Annotated in this window: 27 protein-coding genes; 19 read left to right on the top strand and 8 right to left on the bottom strand. The window is 63.6% G+C overall.

Annotated features, from left to right (window positions below; translation table 11 throughout):
• Positions 1-59 precede the first annotated feature (59 nt).
• The 6 genes from pcaD to pobA all read left to right on the top strand — a co-directional run bounded on the left by pcaD (position 60) and on the right by pobA (position 4,926).
• The gene (gene pcaD / locus FCU66_RS02145) at positions 60-869 is read left to right on the top strand and encodes a 3-oxoadipate enol-lactonase (RefSeq protein WP_136619055.1); all 810 of its coding nucleotides are present in this window, start codon (positions 60-62) and stop codon (positions 867-869) included.
• On the top strand, positions 862-1,269 hold the full coding sequence (gene pcaC / locus FCU66_RS02140) for a 4-carboxymuconolactone decarboxylase (protein ID WP_136619054.1): 408 nt from the start codon (positions 862-864) through the stop codon (positions 1,267-1,269). Before pcaD ends, pcaC begins: the two co-directional genes overlap by 8 nt.
• Entirely contained in the window at positions 1,259-2,014 is a 756-nt protein-coding gene (pcaH, locus tag FCU66_RS02135; RefSeq protein WP_136619053.1) for a protocatechuate 3,4-dioxygenase subunit beta, read from the top strand. Before pcaC ends, pcaH begins: the two co-directional genes overlap by 11 nt.
• Positions 2,014-2,628, top strand: a complete 615-nt coding sequence (gene pcaG, locus FCU66_RS02130) for a protocatechuate 3,4-dioxygenase subunit alpha (RefSeq protein ID WP_136619052.1) — start codon at positions 2,014-2,016, stop codon at positions 2,626-2,628. Before pcaH ends, pcaG begins: the two co-directional genes overlap by 1 nt.
• 73 nt (positions 2,629-2,701) lie before the next feature.
• Complete coding sequence (locus tag FCU66_RS02125) at positions 2,702-3,754, top strand: 3-carboxy-cis,cis-muconate cycloisomerase (protein WP_136617559.1); 1,053 nt, start codon at positions 2,702-2,704, stop codon at positions 3,752-3,754.
• Positions 3,754-4,926, top strand: a complete 1,173-nt coding sequence (pobA, locus tag FCU66_RS02120; RefSeq protein ID WP_136617558.1) for a 4-hydroxybenzoate 3-monooxygenase — start codon at positions 3,754-3,756, stop codon at positions 4,924-4,926. Before FCU66_RS02125 ends, pobA begins: the two co-directional genes overlap by 1 nt.
• A gap of 10 nt (positions 4,927-4,936) precedes the next feature.
• On the opposite strand, the gene FCU66_RS02115 is transcribed toward pobA, so the two are convergent.
• Positions 4,937-5,407 (bottom strand): NUDIX hydrolase, encoded by a 471-nt coding sequence (locus tag FCU66_RS02115; RefSeq protein WP_136617557.1) that lies wholly within the window; start codon positions 5,405-5,407, stop codon positions 4,937-4,939.
• A 172-nt stretch (positions 5,408-5,579) separates the two neighbouring features.
• Here FCU66_RS02115 and FCU66_RS02110 point away from each other — a divergent pair, with 172 nt between their 5' ends.
• Positions 5,580-6,113: a sterol desaturase family protein gene (locus FCU66_RS02110; RefSeq protein WP_136617560.1), complete on the top strand. Its 534-nt coding sequence runs from the start codon at positions 5,580-5,582 to the stop codon at positions 6,111-6,113.
• Positions 6,114-6,138: 25 nt separating this feature from the next.
• On the opposite strand, the gene rsgA is transcribed toward FCU66_RS02110, so the two are convergent.
• The 4 genes from rsgA to FCU66_RS02090 all read right to left on the bottom strand — a co-directional run bounded on the left by rsgA (position 6,139) and on the right by FCU66_RS02090 (position 10,383).
• The gene (rsgA, locus tag FCU66_RS02105) at positions 6,139-7,149 is read right to left on the bottom strand and encodes a ribosome small subunit-dependent GTPase A (protein WP_168991835.1); all 1,011 of its coding nucleotides are present in this window, start codon (positions 7,147-7,149) and stop codon (positions 6,139-6,141) included.
• A gap of 181 nt (positions 7,150-7,330) precedes the next feature.
• The gene (locus tag FCU66_RS02100) at positions 7,331-8,194 is read right to left on the bottom strand and encodes a carbohydrate ABC transporter permease (protein ID WP_136617555.1); all 864 of its coding nucleotides are present in this window, start codon (positions 8,192-8,194) and stop codon (positions 7,331-7,333) included.
• Complete coding sequence (locus FCU66_RS02095; RefSeq protein ID WP_136617554.1) at positions 8,191-9,081, bottom strand: carbohydrate ABC transporter permease; 891 nt, start codon at positions 9,079-9,081, stop codon at positions 8,191-8,193. The genes FCU66_RS02100 and FCU66_RS02095 overlap by 4 nt, the downstream gene beginning before the upstream one ends.
• Before the next feature lie 9 nt (positions 9,082-9,090).
• On the bottom strand, positions 9,091-10,383 hold the full coding sequence (locus FCU66_RS02090) for an ABC transporter substrate-binding protein (protein ID WP_136617553.1): 1,293 nt from the start codon (positions 10,381-10,383) through the stop codon (positions 9,091-9,093).
• A 323-nt stretch (positions 10,384-10,706) separates the two neighbouring features.
• Here FCU66_RS02090 and FCU66_RS02085 point away from each other — a divergent pair, with 323 nt between their 5' ends.
• From FCU66_RS02085 to FCU66_RS02050, 8 genes are all read left to right on the top strand, one after another.
• The gene (locus tag FCU66_RS02085; RefSeq protein WP_136617552.1) at positions 10,707-11,978 is read left to right on the top strand and encodes an extracellular solute-binding protein; all 1,272 of its coding nucleotides are present in this window, start codon (positions 10,707-10,709) and stop codon (positions 11,976-11,978) included.
• A 99-nt stretch (positions 11,979-12,077) separates the two neighbouring features.
• Positions 12,078-12,962 (top strand): carbohydrate ABC transporter permease, encoded by an 885-nt coding sequence (locus tag FCU66_RS02080; RefSeq protein WP_246093726.1) that lies wholly within the window; start codon positions 12,078-12,080, stop codon positions 12,960-12,962.
• An 8-nt stretch (positions 12,963-12,970) separates the two neighbouring features.
• Complete coding sequence (locus FCU66_RS02075; RefSeq protein ID WP_246093724.1) at positions 12,971-13,816, top strand: carbohydrate ABC transporter permease; 846 nt, start codon at positions 12,971-12,973, stop codon at positions 13,814-13,816.
• Positions 13,813-14,553 carry a PIG-L deacetylase family protein gene (locus FCU66_RS02070; protein WP_136617549.1) on the top strand — a complete coding sequence of 247 codons (741 nt, stop codon included), beginning with the start codon at positions 13,813-13,815 and terminating at the stop codon, positions 14,551-14,553. The genes FCU66_RS02075 and FCU66_RS02070 overlap by 4 nt, the downstream gene beginning before the upstream one ends.
• A complete protein-coding gene (locus FCU66_RS02065; RefSeq protein WP_136617548.1) occupies positions 14,550-15,425 on the top strand; it encodes an ROK family protein in 876 nt (291 codons plus the stop codon). Before FCU66_RS02070 ends, FCU66_RS02065 begins: the two co-directional genes overlap by 4 nt.
• Entirely contained in the window at positions 15,422-16,192 is a 771-nt protein-coding gene (locus tag FCU66_RS02060; RefSeq protein WP_136617547.1) for a GntR family transcriptional regulator, read from the top strand. The genes FCU66_RS02065 and FCU66_RS02060 overlap by 4 nt, the downstream gene beginning before the upstream one ends.
• Before the next feature lie 36 nt (positions 16,193-16,228).
• Entirely contained in the window at positions 16,229-17,020 is a 792-nt protein-coding gene (locus FCU66_RS02055) for a sugar isomerase domain-containing protein (protein WP_136617546.1), read from the top strand.
• A 450-nt stretch (positions 17,021-17,470) separates the two neighbouring features.
• Positions 17,471-18,505 (top strand): LacI family DNA-binding transcriptional regulator, encoded by a 1,035-nt coding sequence (locus FCU66_RS02050; protein WP_136617545.1) that lies wholly within the window; start codon positions 17,471-17,473, stop codon positions 18,503-18,505.
• A gap of 3 nt (positions 18,506-18,508) precedes the next feature.
• Here the strand turns inward: FCU66_RS02050 and FCU66_RS02045 are convergent, their stop codons facing one another.
• From FCU66_RS02045 to FCU66_RS02035, 3 genes are all read right to left on the bottom strand, one after another.
• A complete protein-coding gene (locus FCU66_RS02045; RefSeq protein ID WP_136617544.1) occupies positions 18,509-19,453 on the bottom strand; it encodes an alpha/beta hydrolase in 945 nt (314 codons plus the stop codon).
• Between the two features lie 10 nt (positions 19,454-19,463).
• On the bottom strand, positions 19,464-20,612 hold the full coding sequence (locus tag FCU66_RS02040; protein WP_136617543.1) for a Gfo/Idh/MocA family protein: 1,149 nt from the start codon (positions 20,610-20,612) through the stop codon (positions 19,464-19,466).
• 267 nt (positions 20,613-20,879) lie between these two features.
• On the bottom strand, positions 20,880-21,641 hold the full coding sequence (locus FCU66_RS02035) for a DeoR/GlpR family DNA-binding transcription regulator (protein WP_127291316.1): 762 nt from the start codon (positions 21,639-21,641) through the stop codon (positions 20,880-20,882).
• 162 nt (positions 21,642-21,803) lie between these two features.
• Here FCU66_RS02035 and FCU66_RS02030 point away from each other — a divergent pair, with 162 nt between their 5' ends.
• The 4 genes from FCU66_RS02030 (at position 21,804) to FCU66_RS02015 (ending at position 26,151) form a co-directional block, all read left to right on the top strand.
• Positions 21,804-22,604 carry a beta/alpha barrel domain-containing protein gene (locus FCU66_RS02030; RefSeq protein ID WP_023777054.1) on the top strand — a complete coding sequence of 267 codons (801 nt, stop codon included), beginning with the start codon at positions 21,804-21,806 and terminating at the stop codon, positions 22,602-22,604.
• Positions 22,605-22,607: 3 nt separating this feature from the next.
• The gene (locus FCU66_RS02025) at positions 22,608-23,558 is read left to right on the top strand and encodes a PfkB family carbohydrate kinase (protein ID WP_136617542.1); all 951 of its coding nucleotides are present in this window, start codon (positions 22,608-22,610) and stop codon (positions 23,556-23,558) included.
• A gap of 89 nt (positions 23,559-23,647) precedes the next feature.
• On the top strand, positions 23,648-24,793 hold the full coding sequence (locus FCU66_RS02020; RefSeq protein WP_136617541.1) for an ABC transporter ATP-binding protein: 1,146 nt from the start codon (positions 23,648-23,650) through the stop codon (positions 24,791-24,793).
• 110 nt (positions 24,794-24,903) lie between these two features.
• On the top strand, positions 24,904-26,151 hold the full coding sequence (locus FCU66_RS02015; RefSeq protein WP_109661866.1) for an ABC transporter substrate-binding protein: 1,248 nt from the start codon (positions 24,904-24,906) through the stop codon (positions 26,149-26,151).
• Positions 26,152-26,261 lie beyond the last annotated feature (110 nt).

The raw sequence follows: 26,261 nt of genomic DNA, 5'->3' as shown, positions 1-26,261 counted from the left end.
AAAATATCATTTTACCGAACCAAACGCCTTGTGCAATGTGGAGACGGAGGACCGAAATCGTGCCATTCGTCACCATCGGCGGCATCACGCTGCACCACCGCCACATCAAGGCGACCGGCAATGCGCGCCCAATCATATTCATCAATTCACTCGGCACCGACTTCCGGATCTGGGACGAAATTGTCTCGGCGCTCGATGGTGAAATGCCGCTGCTGATCTATGACAAGCGCGGTCACGGGCTGTCCGATATCGGCGACATCAGGTCGATCGACGATCATGTCGATGATCTCTCGGGGCTCATCGATCATTTCGGGCTGAGCAAGGTCGTGCTGTGCGGCCTGTCGGTCGGTGGCCTGATCGCACAAGGCTTCTATCGCAGGCGCCCAGAAATTGTCGAAGGCCTGATCCTGTGCGACACGGCCCACAAGATCGGCACGACAGCCAGCTGGAACACACGCATCGCGACAGTCGAAAGCAAGGGCATCCAGGCCATTGCGGATGGCGTGCTCAAAGTGTGGTTCACCCCCGCCTTCCATTCGGCGCGTCTGGCCGAACTGGACGGCTATTGGAACATGATGACCAGGCAAGCGCTTGCCGGTTACATCGGGACTTGCGCGGCCGTTCGCGATGCGGATTTCACCGATGCCGCACGCCACATCGCGGTGCCGACGCTATGCGTCGCCGGCGACCAGGATGGCTCGACGCCTCCCGATCTTGTCCGCTCGCTGGCCGAGCTGATCCCCGGCGCGCGCTTCGAGATCATCCGCGACGCCGGACATATTCCTTGCGTCGAACAGCCTGAAGCGCTGATCGCCCTGATCCGCAGTTTTATCGCATCGCTTGCCCCTGGAGCAGAAACCCATGGATGAAGTCCCCGGCAACGCAGCCAGATATCGCACCGGCCTCGCGGTGCGGCGCTCGGTGCTCGGCGACCGCCATGTCGACCGGGCCGAGGTCGCCGCGACCGATTTCGACCAGCCTTTCCAGGAGTTGATCACCGAGGCCGCCTGGGGAACGGTGTGGGCGCGGCCGGGCTTCACCAAGCGTGAGCGTTCGATCGTCACGCTGGCGCTGCTGGCCGCACTCGGCCATGATGAGGAGGTTGCCATGCATGTGCGCGCCACCGTCAACACCGGTGCTTCGCGCGACGATATCTGCGAGGCGTTCCTGCATGTCGCCATCTATGCCGGCGTGCCGGCCGCCAACCGTGCCTTCAAGATCGCCAAGGACGTGTTTTCGGAAATGGACGGAAGCCAGAATGACCGCTGAGTCCGGCTCGAACCGGAGGCCCGAAACCGGCGCCTTCTTCCAGCGCGACCGGACCTGGCATCCGCCAGCGCTGACGCCGAACTACAAGACCTCCGTGCTGCGCTCGCCACAGAAGGCGCTGCTTGCCTTCGACAACACGCTGTCGGAAATAACAGGCCCTGTCTTCGGTCACGCCATGCTGGGCGAACTCGACGCCGACCTGATCCACAATTTCGCCAGGCCCGGCGAGAGCGCGCTTGGCGAGCGCATCATCGTCTATGGGCGGGTCCTCGACGAACGCGGCGTTGGCGTGCCAGGCGCGCTGCTCGAATTCTGGCAGGCCAATGCCGGCGGCCGCTACCGCCACAAGAAGGATGGCTATCTGGCGCCGCTCGACCCTAATTTCGGCGGCTGCGGCCGCGCCATATCAGGCGAGGATGGCGGCTATGCGTTTCGCACCGTCAAGCCCGGTCCCTATCCCTGGCCGAACGGGCCGAACGACTGGCGGCCCTCGCATATCCATTTCTCGGTCTTCGGCCACGGCTTTGCACAGCGGTTGATCACGCAGATGTATTTCGAGGGCGACCCGCTGATCTGGCAATGTCCGATCGTGCGCGGCATCCCCGACAAGGCAGCCATCGAAACGCTGATCGCCGCGCTCGACATGCAAGCGACGGTCCCCTTCGACGCGCGCGCCTACAAGTTCGACATCGTGCTGCGCGGCCGACGCGCGTCGCTGTTCGAAAACAGGCTGGAGGGCAATTGATGGCCCAGTCGCTCGACCGGCTCAGGGAAAGCCCCTCGCAGACCGCCGGACCTTACGTCCATATCGGGCTGACACCCAATTTCTGCGGCATCGGCGGTGTCTATCCGACTGACCTTGGTGCGACCATGGTCAACGACAAGACCAAGGGCGAGCGCATCGGCCTGCGCATCCGGGTGCTCGACGGCACCGGCACGCCGCTCAAGGACGCATTGATCGAGATCTGGCAAGCGGATGCGGACGGGCTCTACAACTCGCCGGCAGAACTGCGCGGCGCCGCCGATCCGAACTTTTTCGGCTGGGGCCGTTGCGCGACCGACATGGACACCGGCCTGTGCGCGTTCGAGACGATCAAGCCGGGCCGCGTGCCGTTCAGGGATGGAAGCCTGATGGCACCGCACATCACGCTCTGGATTGTCGCCCGCGGCATCAACCTCGGCCTGCACACAAGGCTGTATTTTTCCGATGAGGAAAAGGCCAATGCGGAAGATCCGATCCTGGCGCGCATAGAGCACCGCGTCCGTGTGCCGACGCTGATCGCCGAGCGCACGGGCGATATTTATATCTTCGACGTCCATCTCCAGGGGGAGAAGGAAACGGTCTTCTTCGACAGCTAGGAGCAATTCCAGGAAAAGTGTGAAGCGGTTTTCCGTCCGGAATTGCGTCAAAACAAAGAGTTAGACCCGCGACATGACCGTATCGCCTTTCGACCATCCACTGCTCTCCGCTCTTCTCGGCGACGAGGAGGCGGCGAGGCATTTCTCCGTCGAGGCGGAAATCGACGCGATGCTGGCCTTCGAGCGTGCGCTGGCGGAGGCGGAGGCTGAAAACGGGGTCGTCACCAGCGATGCGGCGGCAGCGATCGTGACGGCGCTTGCCAAATTCCGTCCCGATACCGCCTTGCTGCGGGCTGCCGTCGCCAAGGACGGCGTCATCGTCCCGGAGCTCGTGCGCCAGATCAGGGCAGCGGTCGGCGAGCCGCACGGCCGGAAAGTGCATTTCGGTGCGACCAGCCAGGATGCCGTCGATACTGGCCTGATGCTTCGGCTCAAATCCGTCGTCGAGCATCTCGATCTGCTTTTGACCGAAACCGTCATGCGCCTTGCCTCACTCGAAGAGCGCTTCGGAGGCAGGGCGCTGACCGGAATGACGCGCATGCAGCCGGCGATCCCGATCAAAGTTGCGGATCGCGTAACAGCCTGGCGGGCGCCGCTGCAACGGCACCAGGAAAGATTGTCCGAACAATCGAGGCGTCTGCTGGCGGTGCAGTTCGGCGGTGCCGCCGGCACATTGGAAAAACTAGGCGACAAAGGCCCGACGGTGCGCGCGGCCCTCTCAGCAAAGCTCGGCCTCGGCGACGGGCCGCAATGGCAGAACCAGCGTGACGGGCTCGCCGACTTTGCCGGCCTGATGTCACTGGTGACCGGCAGCCTCGGCAAGTTCGGCCAGGACGTCGCGCTGATGGCGCAAGGCGGAACCGAGATAGAGCTTTCCGGTGGCGGCGGCTCGTCGGCCATGCCGCACAAGCAGAACCCGGTGAAGGCCGAAGCGCTGGTGGCGCTTGCCCGCTTCAACGCCACGCAGCTGTCCGGCATGCATCAGACGCTCGTGCATGAGCAGGAGCGCTCGGGCGCTGCCTGGACGCTGGAGTGGCTGCTGCTGCCGCAAATGGTCGTCGCCACGGCCGCGTCGCTGCGCCTTGCCGCCGGACTGGCCGGACAGGTCGAAAGTCTCGGCCACTGATGCGCACTCAAATCGTCATCGTTGGGTCCGGACCGTCCGGCCTGCTGCTTGGGCAGCTGTTGGCCGGCATCGGCGTCGAGACGGTCATCCTGGAACGCGCGAGCCGCGAGCACGTGCTTGGCCGCGTGCGGGCAGGGGTGCTCGAACAAGGCACGGTCGAATTGCTGGAAGAAGCAGGTGCTGCGGCACGGCTGCATGCCGAAGGGCTGCCGCATTCCGGCATCTCGCTCGCCTTCGACGGACGCTTGCACCGCATCGACCTCGAGGCACTGACCGGCGGCAGGCATGTCACCGTCTATGGCCAGACCGAGGTGACGCATGATTTGATGGACAAACGCGACGCGGCAGGGCTGACCACGATCTACGAGGCGGCAAATGTCGCTCTGCACGATTTCGACGGCGCCGCACCTTTCGCCACCTATGACCGGGACGGGGTCGCGCATCGCATCGATTGCGACTTCATTGCCGGCTGTGACGGCTATCACGGCGTCAGCCGCAAATCGGTGCCTGAGCGTGCGCTGAAGACCTTCGAGCGGCAGTATCCGTTCGGCTGGCTCGGCGTGCTGGCCGAAGTGCCGCCGGCCGATCACGAACTGGTCTACGCCAATCATGAGCGGGGTTTTGCGCTGTGCTCGATGCGCTCGACGCACCGCAGCCGCTACTATGTCCAGTGCCCGCAGGACGACCACGTCGAGGCGTGGTCGGATGAGCGCTTCTGGGACGAGTTGCGCCGACGCTTGCCGGAGCAGACGGCGGCAAGCGTCGTCACCGGGCCATCCTTCGAGAAATCGATCGCGCCGCTGCGCTCCTTCGTTGCCGAGCCGATGCGCTTCAGCAGGCTTTTCCTGGTTGGCGACGCCGCCCACATCGTGCCGCCGACCGGCGCCAAGGGCCTCAACCTCGCCGCCAGCGACGTGCGCTATCTCTTTGCCGGTTTTCGCGACTTCTACCGCGACAAAACCATGGCTGGCATCGATTGCTATTCGCAAAAGGCGCTGGTACGGGTCTGGAAGGCGGTGCGCTTTTCCTGGTGGATGACGACGATGCTGCACCGCTTTCCCGACACCGGCGAGTTCGGCCAGCGCATCCAGGAGGCTGAGCTCGACTACCTCGTGCAGTCGCGTGCCGCATCGACCGCGCTCGCCGAGAACTATGTCGGCCTGCCCTACTGAAGGCTGCGGATCATCCGGCGCCCTGCTGCCTGGCGAAATCAGACAGTATCGGGCGCTGCCCGTTGAGGATTTTCACCTCGGCCTCAGGCAAGGTGAACCAGCCTGCTCTGTCGACCTCCGGGAACGCCTTGAGGGATCCCGATCTTAGCGGCCATTCCATGGTAAAGCTGTTGCTTTTGATGGCGGCCACATCGATGTCGATCATCGCTTCGACAGACCAGGCCGTGACGATCTTGCCGCCCGGTTGCCTGTAGTCGCCGAGACGCTCGAAGGAGCCATCGACCTTGACGCCAAGCTCTTCCCTGGTCTCGCGTTGCGCTGCGGTCAACTCGTCCTCGTTCTCGCCGACAAGGCCCTTCGGTATCGACCAGGCACCATCGTCCTTCTTCGCCCAGAACGGTCCGCCTGGGTGAACCAGCAACACCCTGAGATCGCCGTGGCTGTGGCGATAGATCAGCAATCCCGCACTGCGTTTTGCCATTTTATACGTCCGTTTGCGAAGCCGGCAGCCCGCCGATGGTCCCTGAATCGTTGACGCGAACCTTGCGCCAGGGGATTGCGACGCTATGTCAGGCGCGTCTGCATTGCACCTCACCCGCGAGTCCGGCAATCTGATACTATCGCTTATTTGGCGGCACGAAGGCTAGGTGACGATGCAACTCGGTCTTATTGGCTACTATAGCGACTTCGTGGTGTATCCGCTGGTGATCGCGGTGCTGGCAGTGGCCGGGCTGCTCGAGGCCGGCGAAGAGAGTGCGCCAGGCTGGATAGGCACGGTCCTCGCCTGTCTCGGCCTCTGGACGCTGACCGAGTACCTCCTGCACAGGTTCGTCCTTCACCACATTCCCTACATCAAGGACCTGCATGATCGTCACCATGTCGAGGAGCGCAGTTCGGTGGGCACGCCGACCTGGCTCAGCCTCGGAGTGCATGCCCTGGTCGCGTTTTTGCCGGTTTGGTTGGTTTCAGATTTTGCCACCGCCAGCGCGGTAAGCTGCGGGCTGATGCTGGGATATCTCTGGTACATCAGCGTCCACCACATGATTCATCATTGGCATCCCAGCCATCCGAGCTATCTCTACACGCTCAAGCGCCGACACGCCGTGCATCATCACATCGACGAAACGGCCAATTTCGGTGTTACGTCGGCACTTTGGGATCGGGTCTTCGGTACCGCGCGGCTCTGAAGCCAGGGGCTTGGCGCCCCGCCGCTCAACGCTTCTTGCCGCGACCGCCGGGAGACTTGGCTCCGCGAGGCCCGCTCTGAACCGGCGTGTTGTTCTGGTTTTCGTCGGACAGCTTGCGCCAACGGGCAAGGCGCTCCGGGTCGAGCGTCCCGGCCTTCAGGGCCGCCTGCACCGCGCAGCCCGGCTCGTGCACATGCGTGCAGTCGCGGAACTTGCACAGCGGCGCGAGCTCGGTGATTTCGGCAAACAGCGTGTCGATGCCGGAAGCGACGTCGCTGACCTGCAGCGTCCGCATTCCCGGCGTGTCGATCACCCAGCCGCCGCCGGCAATGGCGTGCAGCGATCGCGACGTGGTGGTGTGGCGTCCTTTGGAATCGTGCTCGCGAATGCCTCCGGTCTGTTGCGGCGATTGCTGCGCCGATCCGGCCAGCGTGTTGACCAGCGTCGATTTGCCGACGCCGGAGGAGCCGATCAGCGCCACCGTCTGGCCAGCGCCGCACCAGGCAGCCAAGACGGCTGCCGCATCCGATGTACGGGGGTTCAGCATCACGACCGCCAAACCACGCTGCAACGCCGCAGCCTGCCTTTCATACGCCTCGGCGTCTTCAGCGGTATCGGCCTTGGTCAGCAGGATCACCGGCGTCGTTCCGGCCTCGTTGGCCAGCGCCAGATAGCGCTCGAGCCGGGCGGGATTGAAGTCGGCATTGCACGAGGTGACGATGAACAGCGTGTCGACATTGGCCGCGGCAAGCTGCGGCACCCTGCCGCCCTGGGTGCGGCGTTCAAGCACCGTCTTGCGGGTCAGGCGGCGCTGCACAAGCTTGTCATGCGTGTCGACGAGCACCCAGTCGCCGACGGCATAGTCGCCGGTGTTCGCCTGCGCCGGCAGCGTCAGATCGACTGGCCCTGCCTGGGACAGGCCGGTCAGGCGGTCGCGATGGACCGTGGCGATACGCGTCGGAACGAGATTGGCTTCGCCGGGCTCGAGCTGGTCACCGAAAAATTCAGTCCAGCCCAGGCTGGCGAGCGATGGCATGGAGTGATCCGTCACGGCTTTGACCACGGCGTCACGGACATTGGACAGTATCCCTGGCAAAATCGAAGGAGAGGCAGACCGCAACCTCGTGATGGGCGATTGCCCAAGCCGTGTATGGGCGGCACGGCGGCATTTGGCAAGCAGGGCCATGGTCGATGGTCGAGCGGCAAGCTTCTACAGCCTATCCCTTGATCGCCGAGCCGACGATGGAATCGACGAAAAAGCGCTGCAGGAAGACGAACAGCAGCAGCGGCGGCAGCACGGCAAGCGTAGCCCCCGCCATCACCAATCCGGTGTTGACGGCGCCCCTGTTATAGCTGAGCAGGCGGCTGAGGCTGATGACGATCGGATAGGCGTCGGCATTGCCCTGCAGCACGGTCAGCGGCCACAGATAGCTGTTCCAGTGGTAGACGAAGGCGAACAGCGCGAGCGCTGCGATCGCCGGTGCGACGCTGGGCGCCACGATCTTGAACAGGATCAGCAGCTCCGAGGCGCCGTCCATGCGCGCGGCGTCGATCAGATCGTCCGGCACACCTGATATGAACTGGCGCATCAGGAAGATGCCGAAGGCATTGGCGAGGTTGGGCACGATGATGCCGGCGAGGCTGGCGTTGAGCCCGATCGAGCCGACCAAGCGGTAGAGCGGGATCAGCGTCACGATCGGCGGCAGGAACATGGTGGCGATCAGCAGGGAAAACAGCAGCGACTTGGCGGGGAAGTGGTATTTGGCGAAGGCGTAGCCGGCCATCATGCTGGTGAGGAGGATGCCGGCGGTGGTGATCGAGGCGATGACCAGAGAGTTCCACATCGAGCGGCCGACATTGACCACGCCCGAAACCTTCTCATAGGCGTCGAGGCTCGGCGTGCCGGGGATCCACACCGGTGGCACCTGCATGCTCTCGGCCGGGGTCTTGAGACTCGACAGCACCATCCACACCAGCGGGAAGGCGGAGGCCACGGCGACGAGCAGCATCAGCGTTGCCAGCAGCGCCTTGCGGCCCGACGGGCGTCTGCGCGGCAGCCAGTCCGACGATCTCGCGCTCATTCGTCGTTCTTCCGGTTGGCAAAAGCGAACAGTGCGCAGATCACGACGATCAGCGACAGCATCAGCATGACCGCCATGGCCGAACCCAGCCCGCCCTGCGCGCGTTCGATGCCGACGCGGCGGATGTGGTAGGTCAGCACATTGGTCGAGCCGACCGGCCCGCCTTGGGTGATCAGCGCCACCGGCTCGAACACCTGCACCGCGTTGATGATGGCGATGACGGCGCTGAACAGAAGCGTGCGCCGCAGCAGCGGCAGGGTGATGAAGCGGAACTGCTCGCGCCGGTTGGCGCCGTCCAGCTTTGCCGCCTCATAGAGGCTGCCGGGGATCTGCGTCAGTCCGGCGATCGCCAGCACGGTGAAATAGCCGACCTGCTGCCAGACATTGAGGAAGACGATCGAAATCAGCGCCGAGCGCGGCGACGACAGAAAGGGCTGCGGGCCGATGCCGACCAGGCCGAGCATCTGGTTCAGTGGCCCTTCGCTCGGCGAATAGAGCTTCGACCAGACCAGCGCTACCGCGATCATCGGCACCATGTAGGTGGCAAACAGTACGGTTCTCAGCGCCGTGCCGCCGGCAACGTCGCGCTGGTAGACCATCAGCCCGAACACCACGGAAAGCGGCAGGATGAAGATAACCGACAGCGCCGTATAGATCGCGGTGTTGGCAAGCGCGCCCTTGAAATCGCGGCCGACCGAGGTCGGGCCAAAAATCTCGTAGAAATTGTCGAGGCCGATAAAGCTCGCATTGGAGAACGGCGTCTGCGTCGACCAGTCTTGGAAGGACAGCCACACGGTGAGCAACATCGGCAAGAGGACAAACACGCCGATCAGCGTCACGGCGGGCGCCAGCATGATGCCCGCCGAGGCACGGTACCTGTTGATCATGGCTCCAATCTACTTGGCGGCACGCTCCAGGATAGAGGTGGCGTCGGTCTGCGCCGTCGCCTGCGCATCCTTGGCCGAGACCTGGCCATACTGCAACGCTTCGAGCGTCTGCTGCAGGGATTCGCTGAATTCCTGGCCGCCCGGCACCACCGGGAAGGGTTTGGCGTCGGCCAGCACGCTGACGTAGCCGGACAGGAATTCCGAGCCGAGCTTTTCCTTGTGCGTCTCGATGTCGGACAGGCGCGATGGCAGGATGCCCATCGACATCAGGATGTCGGACATCGCCGAGGCGCCGTTCTTGCCGGATTTCGGATTGTTCAGCCAGGCCAGGAAATCCCATGCCGCCTTCTGCTCGGCCGCGCCGGCATTGGCGTTGACCACGGTCATCCAGGAATAGGAGATCGAATGCGGCTTGTCGCCGCTTGGACCGACCGGGATCGGCGCGGTGGCGATGTCGGCGAACTTGTCGCCCATGCCGCCCTTCAGCGCGCTCTCCCACCAATTGGCCATGATGATCATGCCGGTCTTGCCCGAGACGAAATTGTCTAGGAACGGGCCTGTGGTGTTGGCGTCGGCCGTGGCCATGGCCGGCACGCTGGCGCCCGACTTGATCAGCTCTTCGTAGAGCTGGAAGGTCTCGGCGGCCTGCGGGCTGTCCAGCACCGGCTTGCCGTCCTTGACCAGGTCGCCGCCGTTGGACACCAGCAGCGAGGCGAAGGGATGGACGACGCCCGCCGCCCAGGAATTGATCATGCCAAAACCCTGCTGACCGGCATCCTTGTTGGTCAGCTTCTTGGCCGCGTCCTTGAACTCGTCCCAGGTTTTCGGGGCAGCAGCGATGCCGGCCTGCTTGAACAGCGCCTTGTTGTAGTTCAGCGCGTAGACGTCGATCTCGTTGGGAATGCCGTAAAGCTTGCCGCCGACCGAAGCGGCGCTGACGACGCCTGCCGGCCAGGCGCCCTTGACCTCGCCGGCGACCGCGTCGGGGGCAGGCGCGACAAGCTTGTCATGGGCGAGTTCGGGCAGCCACAGATCGTAGATGCCGCCGATGGTCGGGCCGTCCGAGCCGCCGCCCTGGGAGCGCAGCGTGGTCAGGAGATCGCCGAACGGAACGGCGCGTACGGTGACGCTGACGTCCGGATTGGTCTTCGCATAGTCCTTGGCCGCCGCTTCCAGCAGCGCGACGGTCTCGGGCGACCAATGCGTCAGATAGGAGATGTTGACCGATTGCGCCCAGCCAGTGACGGGCAGCAGCGCCAGGCTCGCGGCCAGGGCCAGTTTCGAAGTCCAGGCAACAGACATTCCTCATCCTCCACTTGGCATATCGATCACGATGACGTTATGACAACATGAGACGATCGCGCAAGTGCCTGTTTGTGAAAAAGCTATGGATGACATCGAGTGGAATTTCTTGGCCGCCGCTTAAATGGGAAATTTATTAATGTTTAACAGTATGTTATGACTAACACTTGAGCAAAAGAGGCTACAGTCGCCGCTTCGCAAACGCGCCAGACCTCTTGCGAATAGCGCTATGTCGTTATAATGACTTTCCCCGAGCTATTGACTCTTTCGTGGTGCCGAAGCGTCGCGAGACGCCAAAGACTGAGAACAATGGGAGACTGGCAATGAGCATGCTTTCAATTCACCGACGCGCCGCACTTGGCCTGATCGGCGGCCTTGCCGCCGTCTGCGCCGGCGCCTTCACCACCGTGCCGGCCAAGGCCGACAGCACCGTGACGCTGTGGAGTTGGCGCACCGAGGACGAAGCCGCGATGCGCCGCATCTTCGATGCCTTCGAGGCCAAGAATCCGGGTATCAAGGTCAACATCCAGTTCACGCCGGATGCCGATTACCAGAACCGGCTGAGCACGGCGCTGCGCGGCGGCCGCGGGCCTGATATCGCCCAGCTCAAGGCCTATGGCGAATTGCAGCCTTTCGTCGATGCCGGCTATCTCGATGCGCTCGACGACAGCGTGCCGGAATTGAAGAACATGGCGGACGCGGCGCTTGGCGGCGCGCGCGGCCGCACCGACGGCAAAGTTTATGGCGTGCCCTATTCGGTGCCGATGATGGGCGTCTTCTACAACCAGGACATCTTTGCCGCCCAGGGCATCGAGATACCCAAGACCTACAAGGATTTCGTCGCCGCCTGCGACAGACTGAAGGCGGCGGGCATCACGCCGATCGCCACCGGCGGCGCCAATGGCTCGGCCTGGGAACTGGAGATCGGCGTCGGTGTCGTCGGGCCCACCGTCTACGGTCCCGGCTTCTACGACGAGATGATGGCCGGCAAGGCGACGTTCGAGGATCCACGCTATGTCGCGGCACTAAAGCGCTTCGCCGAGTTGAAGCCTTATTTCCCCGATGGTTTCGCCGCCATCGACTACACCACCGCAACGCAGCAGTTCATCGGCGGCAAGGCGGCGATGTTCCTCGGCGGCTCGTTCGAGAATGGCAGTTTCAAGGCGCAGAACCCGAAGCTGAAATTCTCGATCTTCCCGTTCCCCGCCGATGATGCGGGGGCAAAACTCTACACCTCGGCCTTCTCCGACGGCTCCTATGGCCTCGTCTCCGAAAGCGCCAACAAGGAGGCCGCGACCAAGGTGCTGGGCTTCATGGCCTCGGCCGAGTTCGCTCAAGCTTTCGCCGATGAGCTCGGCTGGCCGCCGGCCCGCACCGATGTCACGGTGAAGGACCAGGTGCTGGCTGAGATGATGGAGATGTCGAAGAATTCGACGCCCTACCTGACGCTGGTTGGCTTCCGCTGGCAATCTCCGACGGCCTCCTCTGTCCTGCAGTCGGAGATCATCGACATGGTCGAAGGCAATATCGCGCCGGAGAAGCTGGCGGCCGACATGCAGGCCGCTGTCGCCACCTGGTTCAAGCCGAAGCAGTAAGGAGCCGGGCCGGTCGCGTCGCGGCCGGCCTCTCGTTCGGACAGACATCGCATGGTTCACCCTCGCCGCAAAAGCAGCCTTCGTCGCACGCAGCAGCGCATGGCCGTGCTTTTCATCCTGCCGGCGCTGGCGGTCTATGCGCTGTTCGTCCTCTATCCCTTGGCGATGTCGCTGTGGGGCAGCTTCTTCCTCTGGAAGGGCTTGCGCATGGTCGAATTCGCCGGCCTGTCGAATTTCTCGCGCCTGTTCGTCTTCCCCAGCGGCGCCCGGCTCTATGGCGCGCTGTGGCACAACACCGCCTGGTTCTTCGGCATCATGGTCTTTCAGAACGGCATCGGCCTGCTGTTCGCCTGGCTGCTGTTCCTGCGCGACAAGGGGGCTGCCTTCTTCCAGTCGGTGTTCTTCTTCCCGGCGGTGCTGAGCCCGGTCATCGTCGGCGCGCTGTGGCGCCTGCTTTTGGCGCCGGGCGGCGTCGCCGAATGGGCGCTCAACGGGCTCGGCCTGCATCAGGGCAGCCTGACCGTGCTCGGCAACAGCTACACGGCGCTTTGGATGCTGATCGCGGTCGATGCCTGGAACTGGATGGGCCTGCCGGTGCTGATCTATACAGCTGGCTTGAGACAAATCTCTGGCCAGATCTTCGAGGCGGCAAAGCTCGATGGCGCCGGCGATGCGCGCATGCTGTTGTCGATCGCACTGCCGTTGCTGATGCCGGCCATCGGCACGCTGACGACGCTGTCGTTCATCAACACCTTCAACCAGTTCGACATCGTCTATGTGATGCAGGGCGTGCAGGGCAATCCGAGCTATTCGACCGACACGCTGGTGACCTATTTCTACCGGCTGGCCTTCGGCGCGGAGGGCGCTGTCGGCATCACCGATATCGGCCTGGCACTGGCGCTGGGCACCATGCTGTTCCTGATCCTCAGCATCGGCACGCTGATGATGCTGCGCTTCTTCGATCGCCGCACGGTGCAGCTATGAGCGCGCTGGTGAACTCGCAGAGGTTTGCGATCTCGCCACGGCTGGCGCGGCTGCCTGGATGGACCGTGCTGGTCGTGTGGACGGCTGCCGTTCTGCTGCCGCTCTACATCCTCGTCGTTTCTTGTTTCAAGACCACGGCGGAGATCTACGACAACCGGCTCGGCCTGCCCAAAAGCTTTGCCTTCGACAATTTCGTCAACGCCTGGACGCGTGCTCACCTCGGCCAGAACTTCGTCAACAGCCTGATCGTCACCGGCGGTGCGGTGGTGCTGACCATCGTCGTCTCGGCCATGGCCGCCTATCCGCTCAGCCGCTACCGGCTGGGCTGGAACGGCATCATGCTCGGCCTGTTCCTGGCCGGCATCATGCTGCCGATCCGGTTGGCCTCGGTCGAATTGTTCACGCTGATGCGCAATCTCGACCTGCTCGATTCGCTCACCGGGCTGATCCTCGTCTATTCGGCGATCCGCATTCCCTTCGCCGTCTTCATCTTCGCCAACTTCATGCGCGTGCTGCCCTCCGAACTCGATGAGGCGGCGCGCATGGATGGCGCCGGCGAGGTCCGCATCCTGTTCCAGATCATCCTGCCGATGGTGAAGCCGGCGGTGTCGATCGTCGCCATCTTCACCGCCATCGCGGTGTGGAACGACTTCTTCTTCCCGCTGATCTTCATCTTCGACGACCGCTACAAGACCGTGCCGCTGGCGATCAGCGTCTTTGTCGGCCAGTTCCGCACCGACTGGGGCCTGGTGTTTGCCTCGCTGGCGATCTCCATGGCGCCCATCCTGATCATGTATTGTCTGCTCGCCCGCCAGATTCGCGAAGGCGTCGGCGCCGGGGGAGGCATGAAATGATCGAAGACAGGATCTACGCCGCAAGCTCCATCCTGGTGGTGGGCGCGCACGCCTTCGATGCCGAGGTCATCGCCGGCCCGCTGGCGGCCGCCACGGTCAAGCGCGGTGCGACCGTGACCTTCCTGCACCTGACCATGGGCGAACAGGGTCACCCCTGCCTCATCCCCGAGCACTATTGCGTGCAGAAGGAAGAGGAAGCGGGCAGGGCGGCCACACGCCTCGGCGTCAAGGTGCGCAGCCTTGGCCTGCGCGACGCCTTCCTGCCTTCAGACGACCAGACGGCGCTTGAGGTGTGCGACGTCATTCGCGAGCTCAGACCGGAGATCGTCATCACCCATTGGCACGGCAGCTGGCACAAGGACCATCGCGCCGCCGCGCATCTGACGCAGACCGGTATCTTCTTCGCCGCACTGCCGACTGTTGCGAGCGACCATGCGGCGCATACGCCGCAATTGCTTTTGTTCGGCGAGAACTGGGAGGACGATGACGGTTTCCGCCCGGAGCATCTCGTCGATGTCAGCGACGGCTTCGAGGCCTGGAGCGAAGCGGTCAAGGAATACGAGCTGGCGCGCGGCCTGAGCAGCTTTCCCTATGTCGACTATTACAGCGCGCTCTACCGGCTGCGCGGCTGCCTGCGCGGCACGCGCCATGCGCAGGCCTTCGCGGCGGCGTCGCATTCGTGGAATGCGGGCAGCGGTCTGTTCTCGCCGCCGTTCCGCAAGGGGCCTGGCCGATGACGCGGGTTCTGGCCATCGATCTCGGCGGCACCAATCTGCGCGTCGCCGTCCACACCGGCGATGTGCGCATGCTGGAGGCGCTGAGCCGCGAGGCCGCACCTGCGAGCCTCGACGCCTTTGTCGTCCGCATCCGCGCGCTGTGCGCCGAGGCGGGGGCGGTGGAGGCGCTGGGCATCGCGGTGCCCGGCCTGGTCGAAGGCTCGATCTGCCGCTGGGTTCCGAACCTGCCCTGGCTGGACGGCGTCGACGTCGCGAGACTGTTTCCGGGCCTGCGCATCGCGCTTGGCAATGACGCGCAGATCGCCATGCTCGCGGAAGCCGTCGAAGGCAGTGCGAAAGGCATGTCCGACGCGATCCTGCTGGCGATCGGCACCGGCATCGGCTCGGCCGTGCTGGCCAACGGCCGCATCGTCGCAGGCGCCCGTGGCGGCGCCTGCTCGTTCGGCTGGGCCTGCGCCGACATCGAGGATGCGGGCGAGGAGCGCAGCGGCTGGCTGGAGCGCGTCGCGTCCGGCCGGGCGCTCGACGCCCTGGCACAACAGATCGGCTTGGCGGATGGCGGCAGGCTGATCGACGCCGCCCGGGGCGGCGAGAAGGCGGCACTTGCCGCACTGGAGGCGCCGGCGCGTCGGCTCGGCACTGCGCTCGCCGGCGCTGTCGCGCTGCTCGATCCGCAGGCGGTGCTGATTTCCGGTGGCCTGGCGGATGCGCTGGACATGATACGGCCGTCGCTGCTTGCCGCGATGCAGCGGCACCTGCCGCCACATCTCAAGCAGATTGTTCTGCGGCCCGGTCAGTTCGGTTCTCGCGCGGGTCTGGTCGGGGCGGCGCTGGCCGGGCTGGCGGGAAGAGAGTGGAGGCAGGTGCGATGAGCGAAGCGAGCTTTCAGCAACCGGATCGCAGACGACCGGAGCCGCTCTGGTATCAGGTCGAGGAAGCGATCCGCGCCATCGTCAAGAGCGGCGAATGGGCGACAGGCGACCAGATCCCGGCCGAAGACAGGCTGTGCGCCTTGTTCGGGGTCAGCCGCATCACGCTGCGCCACGCCTTGCGCAATCTCGAGGAGGCCGGGCTGCTGCGGCGCGAGCATGGCCGCGGCACCTTCGTGCGCTCGACCACGCTGGTCGCCGGCACCCGCGAGCTGACCAGCTTCACCCAGGAGATGGGCAATATGGGCGTGGTCGCCGGCTCGCGCCTGCTCGATTGCGGCCTGACCACGGCCAATGCCGCGGCGGCCGGCGCGCTGGAGATCGAGGAGGGCGATCCGGTGGTGCGCATCCGCCGCTTGCGGCTCGGCAACAACGAGCCGATCGGCATCCAGACGGCGCAGCTCTCGGCCGTGCGCGTGCCGGGTTTCCTCGACGCCGGCCTGCTGCAGGGATCGCTCTACGAGGCGCTGGAGCGTCATTACGGCATCGTGCCGGTCGCGGCGCGCGAGAATTATCGCGTCGGCGCGGTCGGTGCGGCGGATGCCGAACTGCTCGATCTCCCGGTTGGAAGTCCCGCCTTCGTGGTCGAGCGCATCACCACCGACGAGCGCGGTCCCTTCGAATTCACCGTCTCCATCATGCGGGGCGACCGCTACGAAATCCGCTCGACGCTGCGCGCCGGGCGCGTCCCGTCAACCCCAAGAAGCTGATCCATCCCAAGCCGACACTTAAACAGGAGTACCCACGTGTCCGATCTCTACATCCACCGTCTCGCCGCCCTCATCGACCAGGCGGCGAAAGCCAACGAAGAAGCCTTTGGCCAGGCCGCCAGCCGCTTTGCCGACACGCTCGAGGGCGGCGGGCTGGTCCATCTCTACGGGTCCGGCCATTCGGTGCTGCCGGTGCAGGAAGTGTTCCCGCGCTACGGCAGCTTTGTCGGTTTCAACCCGCTGACCGACCCGCGCGTCATGTGGCACAACGTGCTTGGCGCTGGCGGCGTGCGCGAGTTGCTGTGGTTGGAGCGGACCGAGAAATACGCCGAAAAATTCCTCGACCACCAGCCGCTCAACAAGGGCGACTCGATCATCATCTTCGGTCACAGCGGCCGCAACTCGTCCGGCATCGACACCGCACTCTATGCCAAGAAGCGCGGCATCTTCGTCGTCGCGGTGACCAGCAAGAACAATCTCGACAAGCCGGCGACGCACTCCTCCGGCAAGCGGCTCGCCGATGCGGCCGACCTCGTCATCGACACTTGTTCGCCGATCGAGGACGCGATCGTGCCGGTCGAAGGCTGGAGCCGTCCGGTCTCCGGTTCGTCGACCGTGCTCGCCATGATCCTGGCGCATGAGCTGATCGCGCGCACGGCCGAGCAGCTCGCCAAGCGCGGCATCGAGCTGCCGGTCTTCGCCTCGCCGACGATTGCCGGCGTGACGCTGCACGACACCGACGTCATCTACGGCGTCTATCGCGAGCGCATGCTCGAAGCCCAGAAGAAGCACCTGCCGACCTTCCAGGCGACGATGCGCGGCGAATGATCGAATGATAATTTGCGATCGGGAGGCGCCGCGTGCGCCTCCCGATTGACTGCTGCCGTCCCAGCAGATTGCGCGCCATTTCACGGCCCGACCACGCCCACACACCGGAGAAGCCCGCGCCGCACGTTAACCGCTTCTTCACGGCGCCGCGCATGCCCGCCCGTTGCGCTGGCTTGGATCTCTCGCACTCCTGTCACCCGCCAATCAGCATCCCTGGCCTTTGGCGTGATACCCCCTGTTACGATCGCCTAGTGCTTGCATCGATGCGCCTATTGATTTCAGGGCGTCAATAAATAATTTGACGTACGTAATGTTTTTGCATTGTATTGGGAACTGTGAAAATTTGACTGAATAAGTTCGGTCAAGCATTGCCGCTCCCGGGCAACGGCCGCATGACTGTGACGGCCGGATCGGTCCGGCAGGCGAATGGGGAAGGGACCTGACATATCGATGGCGGAGAAGACGCACCGCACGATGGATGACTTCGCCCAGGCATGTGGCGTGTCTCGGCCGACGCTGTCCAAATATTTCGACGATCCGGCGAGCGTGAAGCCGGCGACGCGAGCGCGCATCGAAGCTGCCCTGCGCTCCTCGGATTATCAGCCGAACCTTTTCGCACGCAATCTCAACCGCAAGCGCACCCGCAACATCGGCATCGTCGTGCCGACGATCACCGATCCGTTCTACGCCGAGATGGTCAGCCGCATCGAATTTCGCTGCCGTGACGAGGGCTACTGGCCGATCGTCATCTCCTCGCATGGCTCGCCGAAGCTGGAGGCGGAGTCGGTCAGGACGCTGCTATCGCTGAAGGTCGCCGGCGCGATCATCGCCCCGCTCGGCCTGGCCTCCGACCGCAGCGTCTTCGACAAGCTCGGGCAGGACATTCCGATCGTCTATTTCGACACCTATATCGAGGGCGATACGCCGTTCGTCGGCAACGACAACCGGCAGAGCGTGTCGACCATCGTCGACTATCTCTGCCGCTCGGGCGAGCCGCCGGCCTATCTCGACATTCCGCATGTCAACCACAACTCCGGCGAACGCCAGGAAAGCTACATCCTTGCGATGGAGACCGCGGGCTTCAAGCCGGTCGTCATCGAGGCCGCGCGCGATTACACGTGGGACTTCGAACGCATCGGCTACGAGCAGACGGAAAAAATGCTGGAGGCCGGCACCTTGCCTGGCCGCACCATCCTGTGCGCCAACGATCGTCTCGCCTTTGGCGTGATGGCGGCCGCGTATTCGCGAGGCCTGAAGGTCGGCCGCAGGCCCGATTGCGATCTGCGCGTTGCAGCACACGACGATCATCCGCTGAGCCGCTACACCTGTCCGGCGCTGACCACCATGGCGCAGGATTTCACTGCCATGGCCGGCCGCAGTGTCGAGATCCTGCTGGCCTTGCTGGACGAGGCCGACCCGCCAAAGCAGGGCATGGCACGCACCGTCAAGCTCGGCGCCACCCTGGTGATGCGTCAGTCGGCCTGAGCGTCAGCGACCCCTCTCGAAGTGGCGCCAGGCAGCCACCGCCTCGGCCACGGCTTGCCGAGCAGCGGGAATATGGCGTCCCATCGAGACGAAGCCATGGATCTGGCCCAGCCACTGCCGCGGGATCACAGGCACGCCCGCGGCTTGCAGGCGCGCTGCGTAAGCTGCCCCTTCGTCGGCGAGGATGTCACAGCCGGCCAGCGCCACGAAAGCCGGCGCGACGCCGGCAAGATCAGGCGCCAGCAAGGGCGAGACGCGCCAGTCCAGAATGTCGTCGGGCGTTCGCACATAGTGGTCGCGGAACCAGGACATGGTGGTTGCGGTGAGGCCGAAGCCGTCGCCGAAACGCCGGTAGCTGTCCGATGTCTGCCGCGCATCGGTGTTGGGATAGATCAGGATCTGCGCCGCAAGGGACGGCGCAAGCCCGTCGCGGGCGAGCAGCGCCAGCACGGCGGCGAGGTTGCCGCCGGCACTGTCGCCGGCCACGCCGATGCGCGCCTTGTCGATGCCGAGATCGGCCGCATTCTCGGCCATGAAACGAAGGGTTGCCACGCAATCCCCGAGCCCGGCGGGAAATTTGTGTTCCGGCGCCAGGCGGTAGTCGGGGCAGACAATGACGGCGCCGCCGAGATTGGCCATCAGGCGGCAGATCTCGTCATGCGAATCGAGATTGCCGATGACCCAGCCGCCGCCATGCAGATAGAGCAGCGCCGGCGCCCCGCTTGGCGGCGCGCCGATGCCGCGATGGATACGCAAAGTGATGGGGCCGTCCGGCCCGTCGATCTGCTGTTCCAAGGTCGTTGCGACCGGCTCGTGATCGCCCTGTAGCGTCGGGAACGAGGCGTTGTAGGCGGCGCGCGCCGTCGCCACGCTGCCTGTCTCGAACGGCTCACCGCCGGCTGCACGACCGATTTCGAGGACGCGCAGCGCATCCGGATCGAGCGTCATGATCATATCCTCAGGCCAGCAGGTCGCTTGCCTCTTCGTCGGTCAGCAGGATCGGCTGGACGACATCGCCTGAGACGGCGACCGAGCCCTGTGTTTCACCGGAGCGCAGGATCGCCTCCATGATCTCCAGCACATGCAGCGCGAGGCTGCCGGAGGCGCGTGGCGTGTTGCCGGTCTGAAGCGAACGCACCAGATCGGCGACGCCGAGCATGCGGTAGTTGGCGCGATCGGGTGCCGCGTAAGGCCAGTTGCGGGCGCCGTAGAGCTCGCCCTCGCTGGCAAAATCCTTCCACTCGGCGCCGCGTTCCGACAGCGACACCGTGCCGCCGAACGTGTCGGGGTCGGGCAGGCGCAGCGAGCCCTCCGTGCCGTGCAGCTCGATCGGGTGGTTGGAGTGGCGAAAGACATCCCACGACGCGCCGAAGGTGACGGTCGCACCGGAGCGGAATTCGAGCAGCGACAGCACGTTGGTCGGCGTGCCGACCTTGAATGTGGTGTTCTTGAACGGCCCGTCGGCTGATATCAGCCGCTCCTCCTGGCCGCGCGTCGCCATCGCCATGACACGCTCGACCGGGCCGAGCAGATTGACCAGCATGGTCAGGTAGTAGGGACCCATGTCGAACACCGGGCCGCCGCCCGGCTGGTAGTAGAATTGCGGGTTGGGATGCCAGTGCTCCATGCCGCGCCCCATCATGAAGGCGGTGCCGGTGACCGGGCGGCCGATGGCGCCCTCGTCCATCAGCCGGCGGGCGCGGCGTCCAGCGGCACCGAGGAAGGTGTCGGGCGCCGAGCCGAGCAGCAGGCCGCGCGACCGCGCCTCGTCGACCAGGCGCTGTCCATCGGCGGCCGAAGTGGCGAGCGGCTTTTCGGTGAAGACGTGCTTGCCGGCCGAAAGCGCGGCAAACGAAATGTCGAAATGCGCCGCCGGAATGGTCAGGTTGAGGACAAGATCGATCTCGGGGTCGGCCAGCAACGCATCGACGCCGAGTGCCCGAATGCCATATTCCTTGGCCCGCACCGCCGCCATGTCGGCCGAGATGTCGGCGCAGGCGCGCAATTCGATGCCGCCGAAGAGGGCGGCATTGCGCAGATAGGTCATCGAGATATTGCCGCATCCGATGACGCCGATTCCGAGTTTGGTCGTTGATATCCCGTGCATTTTCGATCGTACCTCCCAATGCGCTCATGGCATGCCGGATCCGTCCAGAGGTAACGGATCACTTTCGCAAAGGGCTATACAACATTTTAAATATTGACGCGCGTAAAATTTTTATACAACATGCGAAAATGCTGGCGCGATATCCGGAGGCTGCCAGCCCTAGGAGGAGAAAATGACCGACGTGAAAAAACGGCCGACCGCCGATGCGGATCCCGTGGGTTGTGAGCGCACTGGATATTTCCGTCGCGGCCAGGGACCGCGACCGGGTCAGGCATAGATCACCTTGGCCCCGGTCCTATCAAGCTGGCTGCGTATCGGGCCGGACAGGCCATCGTCGGTGATCACAACATCGACGCTCGACAGCGAAAAGGCCTTGGAGGTCCCGCTGACGCCCCATTTGCTCGAATCCGCAAGGAGGACAACGCGCCGGGCCATGCGCACGAGGTTTCGCTTCGTTCGCGCCATGTCTTCGTTCACGTCGACCACATCCAGTGACGAGTCAATCGCATGCGCTCCAACAAAGACCTGATGCGCTACCAAGCCGCCGAGAGCCGTGTCGGCATCGGTGATCAGCGTGCTCACCGTGTCTGGATAGACCCGGCCACCGATCATGTGAACGTCGAGCCCGGGCCGATGCATCAGATGCTGCACGATATTCATCGCCGTGGCCGCGACCACGACATTGCTGAGCGGCGGTAACAGCATGGCAACCTGCATCAATGTCGAGCCGCCGTCGAAGATGACCGATTGGTTGTCCTCGAACAGTTCTACCGCTGCCCGGGCGATGCGTTTCTTTGCATCGAGGTTTGTTTGCATTCGCCGGGCGAACGCGGCCGTGGTCGAATCTGTGGTCCGGGTCACCGCGCCTCCACGGGTCTTGGTCAGCAGTCCCTTGCGGTCCAGTATCTCGAGGTCGGAGCGCACCGTGACTTCCGACACGCCAAAATCGTCTGACAGGTCCTTGATGCGCACCTGTCCGCTGCGTTGCACTTCACCCAGGATCGATTGGCGTCTCTGCTCTGACAACATTGCCCTGTCCTTGCCTCCATGCGCCAAGCGATCGCTTTGGCCTCGGTTCACTCTACCAAAAATATGCGAATTCGAAAGCTTTCGAAAGATTGCATTTGTCATTTCTTTCGCAAACACTGGGTCCAGGGTTTTTAAATCAATCGATTGGAGAGTTTTGGACTCATGAGCCTCGGAACCAAGGTGCGCCTGGCGCGCCTCTTCTCACATCCATCGGGGAATCTTTTTGGCGGCGCGGTCGACCACTTTGTCGGCTATGGCGACGTGCGCAAAGGAGGTCTTGCCGACCTGCCGGGCGCGCTTGCACGCGTCATGGTAGGCAAACCCGACTATGTCAGCATCCAGCCTGGCACCGCGCGTCATCTGTGGCCGCAATACGCGGGCAAGGCTTCCCTGGTGATCCAGGCCGGCTGCTTCACCCCAGACGATCGCATCAGTGAACTGATTGCAACGCCCGAGGATGCGGTGCGCGCTGGCGCCGATGCGTTGGCCGTGGCCATTCCGGTGCGCGGCGCGACCGAGGGCAAATACATACGCTGGCTGACCGATTCGGTGAATGCGGCGGCCCGTTACGGCATGCCGGTGGTGGCGCATATCTACCCTCGCGATTTCACCGACGGGGCAAAAATCGTCTTCACCCCCGACGAGATCGCCTATGCGGCACGCATCGGCTACGAGTCCGGCGTCGACGTGATCAAGATCGGTTACACGGGCGATTTCGAGTCGTTTCAAGAGACCGTTCGGACCTGCCCGGTGCCGGTTGTGATCGCCGGTGGTCCGAAGACCGACACGCTGCTCGGCGCCCTTCAGCAAACGGCGGACGCCATCCGTGCCGGCGCGCGCGGTGCCGTGGTGGGCCGCAATCTCTGGGGGCATGGCGATCCGGAAAAGGCAGCGATTGCCTTTCGGGGCGTCATCCATGACGGCCTTTCGGCGCAAGACGCCCTGGCGAAGGCGGGGGCCTGAACGATGCCCGCCGTCCCTTCAATCCTCGGCTTCGGCGCTATTGCGATCGACGACATCGTCTATGTCGATCAGCCGTTGTCGGCGGGTAAGGGGAAGGTTCTGCAAAGTGCCCGAGCTTTCGGGGGAAATGTCGCGACGGCGCTTGCCGCCGTCGCGCGGCTCGGCGGAAGCGCCGGGTTCGTCGGATGGCTGGGCAATGCCGCGGACGACGCCGTGCTGTGCGATCTCATTGAGAGCGGTGTTGAAACCGCGTTCGCGCCACGCCACGCCCACGCACGCCCGGTGCGCTCACGCATCACCGTCGGCTCGGACGGAGAGCGGTTCATCGCATATGACGACGACGCGATGCTGGGCACCACGCCGGATTTCTCAGACGAGGTCCTCAACCGGGCGACCGTCCTGATCGTCGATAGTTACGCGATCCGGTCGATGGATGTCGTGGCTCGGGCTAGCGATCTCGGCCTTGCGATCCTCGGCGATATCGAATGGAGCAGCGGCCCAGCCACGGAGCGGCTGATCGGGCTCTGCAACCACCTCATTCTTCCGCTCGGCTTTGCGCGGACCGCTACGGGCTGCCGATCGCCCACCGAGATGCTCGATGCATTGTGGTCGCCGTCGCGATCCGCCGTGGTTCTGACCGATGGCGGCAGGGGCGTGTACTATCGCGGACGCGATGAGACAGGGCTCTGGCACCTGCCTCCGCACCGGGTTGCCGTCGTCGACTCGACCGGCGCCGGTGACTGCTTTCACGGCGCCTATGCCCATGCATTGACGCGCGGTGCCGACACCGCAGGCCGGGTCGCATTCGCGGCCGCGGCGGCGGCCCTTTCGATAACGGGGCGGGGCGGGCGCGAGGCGCTTCCGACCGACGACCAGGTCACGGAACTCCTGGCATCGACGAGCGCGCCGTCGGCAGTCGAACTCAAATATGCGCGGCTCGATACCGGAACATAGCCCGAACTATCCGAAGAAATATTTCGCAGGTGAACATAGGCCGAGGACAATCATAAAAATCAGTGGCTTAGACTTGTGGAGGGAGGAATATGGCAGAAGTCGTTCTTGAGAATATCTGCAAGACATACGGGAACAATTTTCACGCAATCGACCAATTGAACCTGTCGGTCGAGGACGGCGAGTTCTTGATTCTCGTCGGGCCTTCTGGCTGTGGCAAATCCACCGCGTTGCGGATGATCGCGGGATTGGAGGACGTCACCAGCGGCAGCCTTCGGATCGGCGGCGTCGACGTCGTCGACATGCCGCCCAAGGACCGCGACATCGCGATGGTCTTCCAGAGCTACGCCCTCTACCCGCATATGACGGTGTTCGAAAACATCGGCTTTTCGATGCGGCTGGCAGGCAAGTCGAAGGCCGAGCGCAAGAAGCGCGTGGATGAGATCGCCAAAACCCTTCAACTGACGTCTCTGCTGGACAGCAAGCCCGCGAATCTTTCAGGCGGACAGCGTCAAAGGGTTGCCATGGGGCGCGCCATGGTGCGCGAGCCGGCAGCCTTTCTCATGGACGAACCCCTTTCCAATCTGGACGCGAAACTGCGTGTTCAAATGCGCGCCGAAATCACCAGCCTGCAAAAGCAGCTCGGCGTCACGACCATATATGTGACCCACGACCAAACCGAAGCCATGACGATGGGCGACAGGGTCGCGGTGTTGAAAGGCGGCGTGCTGCAGCAGGTCGACACACCCAAGAGGCTCTATGAATCGCCGGTGAACGCCTTCGTTGCCGGCTTCATCGGGTCTCCTTCTATGAACCTTTTCGAGGCGACCCTGACGGGTGACGAACTGATGTCCGGCGCCTTAGCCATCCGGCTGCAGGATGCAGCCTTCGTGCGCAGGCCGGGCTTGAGGTCGTATGCGGGGCGCAAGGTCGTGTTCGGGATACGACCGGAGGATCTCTATGACAGCAGCCTCGAATCCGGCCGCAAGTATCAGACGATACCGGCAAAGGTGACCTCGATCGAAGAACTTGGATCCGAACAAATCGTCCATCTCAACATCGACACGGTCCGAGTGGACTCCGGCGACCCGGACGCAGTCCAGGATTTCGGCCTGGCGTCGAACGCGGTGGCGAAATTCGAACCGGTCAGCACAGTCCGCTCCGGCTCGGAAATCCGGTTGGCCCTGGATGACACCAAGCTCCATTTCTTCGATCCCGAGACGCATCTGGCGATCTGAATATCCGCGGCAAGGCCCGCAGGCGAGGGTGAGGCGCCTGCGCAAGAAGACTTCTGAATAACCAGACGATCGTCCGCATTGTGCGGTCGATCCCAAAGAAGGAGGAGAAAATGATGTTTCGTATTAAACCCGCGATGCTGAAAATAGCCGCGGCCGCATGGTTGCTTGGCGCAACCGGCGCCATGGCGGACACGACGCTGGAATTCACCCAATGGTGGGAGCCCGAATTGCCGGCTGGCTCGCTCAGGGCAATCATGGATGACTTCGAGGCCGCAAACCCCGGAGTCAAGGTGACGCTGGTCAGCGGCCCCTACGCGACCACGCGGGACCAGATCTCGGTTGGTGCTGCAACCGGAACGCTCAGCGACGTCGTCGGTCTCGACGGTGCCTGGGTGAACAATCTGAATGCGCAGAACGCACTCGCCGACATGAACCCGATGATGGATGCGAGCGGTTTCGACAAGAGCCAGGTCGCGGACATCATCAAGGTGGATGGCAAGGCGGTGATGTTTCCCGTGGCTTCCTTCGTCTATCCGGTCTTCGTGAATTTGGACCTCGCCGCCCAGGCAGGCGTGACCAAGCTGCCGTCGACCCGTGCGGAGTTTCTCGAAGCCGCCAAGAAGATGACGAAGGCCGACAAGAACCAGTATGGCTGGGTGCTGCCCCTGTCGCTGCAAACGCCATCCGGCGTCCAGAACGACATGATGTCGTGGGTTTGGGCTTCGGGTCAGTCGATGATGGCGAACGGCAAGCCGGACCTTGAGGGCAAACCGGTGGTGGATATGCTCACCTTCGTCAAATCACTCAACGACGCCGGCACCATCTCGCCCGGCATCGCCACAAAGACCGAGCAGGAAAAGGTCGAGGAGTTCGTCAACGACCGCGTCGGAATGATGATCGACTCGCTCGCGCATGTGAACCTCATCCGCAAGCGCAATCCCAAGCTGAACTTCGACCTCATCCCGGTCCCGGTGGTGGAAAACTATACCGGCAAGCGCGGCCTTCCCTATGCCTCCTGGGGCATCGGCATCTCTGCTGCCTCGAAACATCAGGAAGAGGCCTGGAAACTCGTCCAATATCTGATGAGTGAAAAGGTGAACGCCAAGCTCGTGTCGCTTGCAAACGCCTTCCCGGGCAACGTCAACGCCAAGCCCGACTTCGTGACCTCGGACAAGGCTTTCGGCAAGGCTTTTGAAATCTTCAAGACCGGTTATCTCGCCAATGAGTTCACGGGCCTGCCGGTGGCTGAAGACCTGATGACCCAGTTCGACGTGCAAGCCCAGAAGATGCTGGCCGGCGAGCAGTCTCCCGAACAAGCCGCCGCCGCCGCTCAGAAGGGCTGGATGGCGAAATTCTGATCGGTCTGTTCCCGTTTGCTATCTTCGACCGGGTGGCCTGACTTCGGGTAGGCCACCCGGCAACAACGGATCGGCAATTTGAGATGAACCTGTTTTTGAAGCTTACCTTC

Origin of the sequence: Mesorhizobium norvegicum (assembly GCF_004919685.1) — a bacterium.
In the GTDB taxonomy this organism is placed as follows: Bacteria; Pseudomonadota; Alphaproteobacteria; order Rhizobiales; family Rhizobiaceae; genus Mesorhizobium; species Mesorhizobium norvegicum.
The sequence above is the reverse complement of the archived record's forward strand: the minus strand, read 5'-3'. Positions and strand labels throughout refer to the sequence as shown.

What these genes read in the sequence shown, in the direction of transcription:
- pcaC (WP_136619054.1), top strand. Translation starts at nt 862, where the DNA reads ATGGATGAAGTCCCCGGCAACGCAGCCAGATATCGCACCGGCCTCGCG.
- pcaH (WP_136619053.1), top strand. Translation starts at nt 1,259, where the DNA reads ATGACCGCTGAGTCCGGCTCGAACCGGAGGCCCGAAACCGGCGCCTTC.
- pcaG (WP_136619052.1), top strand. Translation starts at nt 2,014, where the DNA reads ATGGCCCAGTCGCTCGACCGGCTCAGGGAAAGCCCCTCGCAGACCGCC.
- FCU66_RS02125 (WP_136617559.1), top strand. Translation starts at nt 2,702, where the DNA reads ATGACCGTATCGCCTTTCGACCATCCACTGCTCTCCGCTCTTCTCGGC.
- pobA (WP_136617558.1), top strand. Translation starts at nt 3,754, where the DNA reads ATGCGCACTCAAATCGTCATCGTTGGGTCCGGACCGTCCGGCCTGCTG.
- FCU66_RS02115 (WP_136617557.1), bottom strand. Translation starts at nt 5,407, where the DNA reads ATGGCAAAACGCAGTGCGGGATTGCTGATCTATCGCCACAGCCACGGC.
- FCU66_RS02110 (WP_136617560.1), top strand. Translation starts at nt 5,580, where the DNA reads ATGCAACTCGGTCTTATTGGCTACTATAGCGACTTCGTGGTGTATCCG.
- rsgA (WP_168991835.1), bottom strand. Translation starts at nt 7,149, where the DNA reads ATGCCATCGCTCGCCAGCCTGGGCTGGACTGAATTTTTCGGTGACCAG.
- FCU66_RS02100 (WP_136617555.1), bottom strand. Translation starts at nt 8,194, where the DNA reads ATGAGCGCGAGATCGTCGGACTGGCTGCCGCGCAGACGCCCGTCGGGC.
- FCU66_RS02095 (WP_136617554.1), bottom strand. Translation starts at nt 9,081, where the DNA reads ATGATCAACAGGTACCGTGCCTCGGCGGGCATCATGCTGGCGCCCGCC.
- FCU66_RS02090 (WP_136617553.1), bottom strand. Translation starts at nt 10,383, where the DNA reads ATGTCTGTTGCCTGGACTTCGAAACTGGCCCTGGCCGCGAGCCTGGCG.
- FCU66_RS02085 (WP_136617552.1), top strand. Translation starts at nt 10,707, where the DNA reads ATGAGCATGCTTTCAATTCACCGACGCGCCGCACTTGGCCTGATCGGC.
- FCU66_RS02080 (WP_246093726.1), top strand. Translation starts at nt 12,078, where the DNA reads ATGGCCGTGCTTTTCATCCTGCCGGCGCTGGCGGTCTATGCGCTGTTC.
- FCU66_RS02070 (WP_136617549.1), top strand. Translation starts at nt 13,813, where the DNA reads ATGATCGAAGACAGGATCTACGCCGCAAGCTCCATCCTGGTGGTGGGC.
- FCU66_RS02065 (WP_136617548.1), top strand. Translation starts at nt 14,550, where the DNA reads ATGACGCGGGTTCTGGCCATCGATCTCGGCGGCACCAATCTGCGCGTC.
- FCU66_RS02060 (WP_136617547.1), top strand. Translation starts at nt 15,422, where the DNA reads ATGAGCGAAGCGAGCTTTCAGCAACCGGATCGCAGACGACCGGAGCCG.
- FCU66_RS02050 (WP_136617545.1), top strand. Translation starts at nt 17,471, where the DNA reads ATGGCGGAGAAGACGCACCGCACGATGGATGACTTCGCCCAGGCATGT.
- FCU66_RS02045 (WP_136617544.1), bottom strand. Translation starts at nt 19,453, where the DNA reads ATGACGCTCGATCCGGATGCGCTGCGCGTCCTCGAAATCGGTCGTGCA.
- FCU66_RS02040 (WP_136617543.1), bottom strand. Translation starts at nt 20,612, where the DNA reads ATGCACGGGATATCAACGACCAAACTCGGAATCGGCGTCATCGGATGC.
- FCU66_RS02035 (WP_127291316.1), bottom strand. Translation starts at nt 21,641, where the DNA reads ATGTTGTCAGAGCAGAGACGCCAATCGATCCTGGGTGAAGTGCAACGC.
- FCU66_RS02030 (WP_023777054.1), top strand. Translation starts at nt 21,804, where the DNA reads ATGAGCCTCGGAACCAAGGTGCGCCTGGCGCGCCTCTTCTCACATCCA.
- FCU66_RS02025 (WP_136617542.1), top strand. Translation starts at nt 22,608, where the DNA reads ATGCCCGCCGTCCCTTCAATCCTCGGCTTCGGCGCTATTGCGATCGAC.
- FCU66_RS02020 (WP_136617541.1), top strand. Translation starts at nt 23,648, where the DNA reads ATGGCAGAAGTCGTTCTTGAGAATATCTGCAAGACATACGGGAACAAT.
- FCU66_RS02015 (WP_109661866.1), top strand. Translation starts at nt 24,904, where the DNA reads ATGATGTTTCGTATTAAACCCGCGATGCTGAAAATAGCCGCGGCCGCA.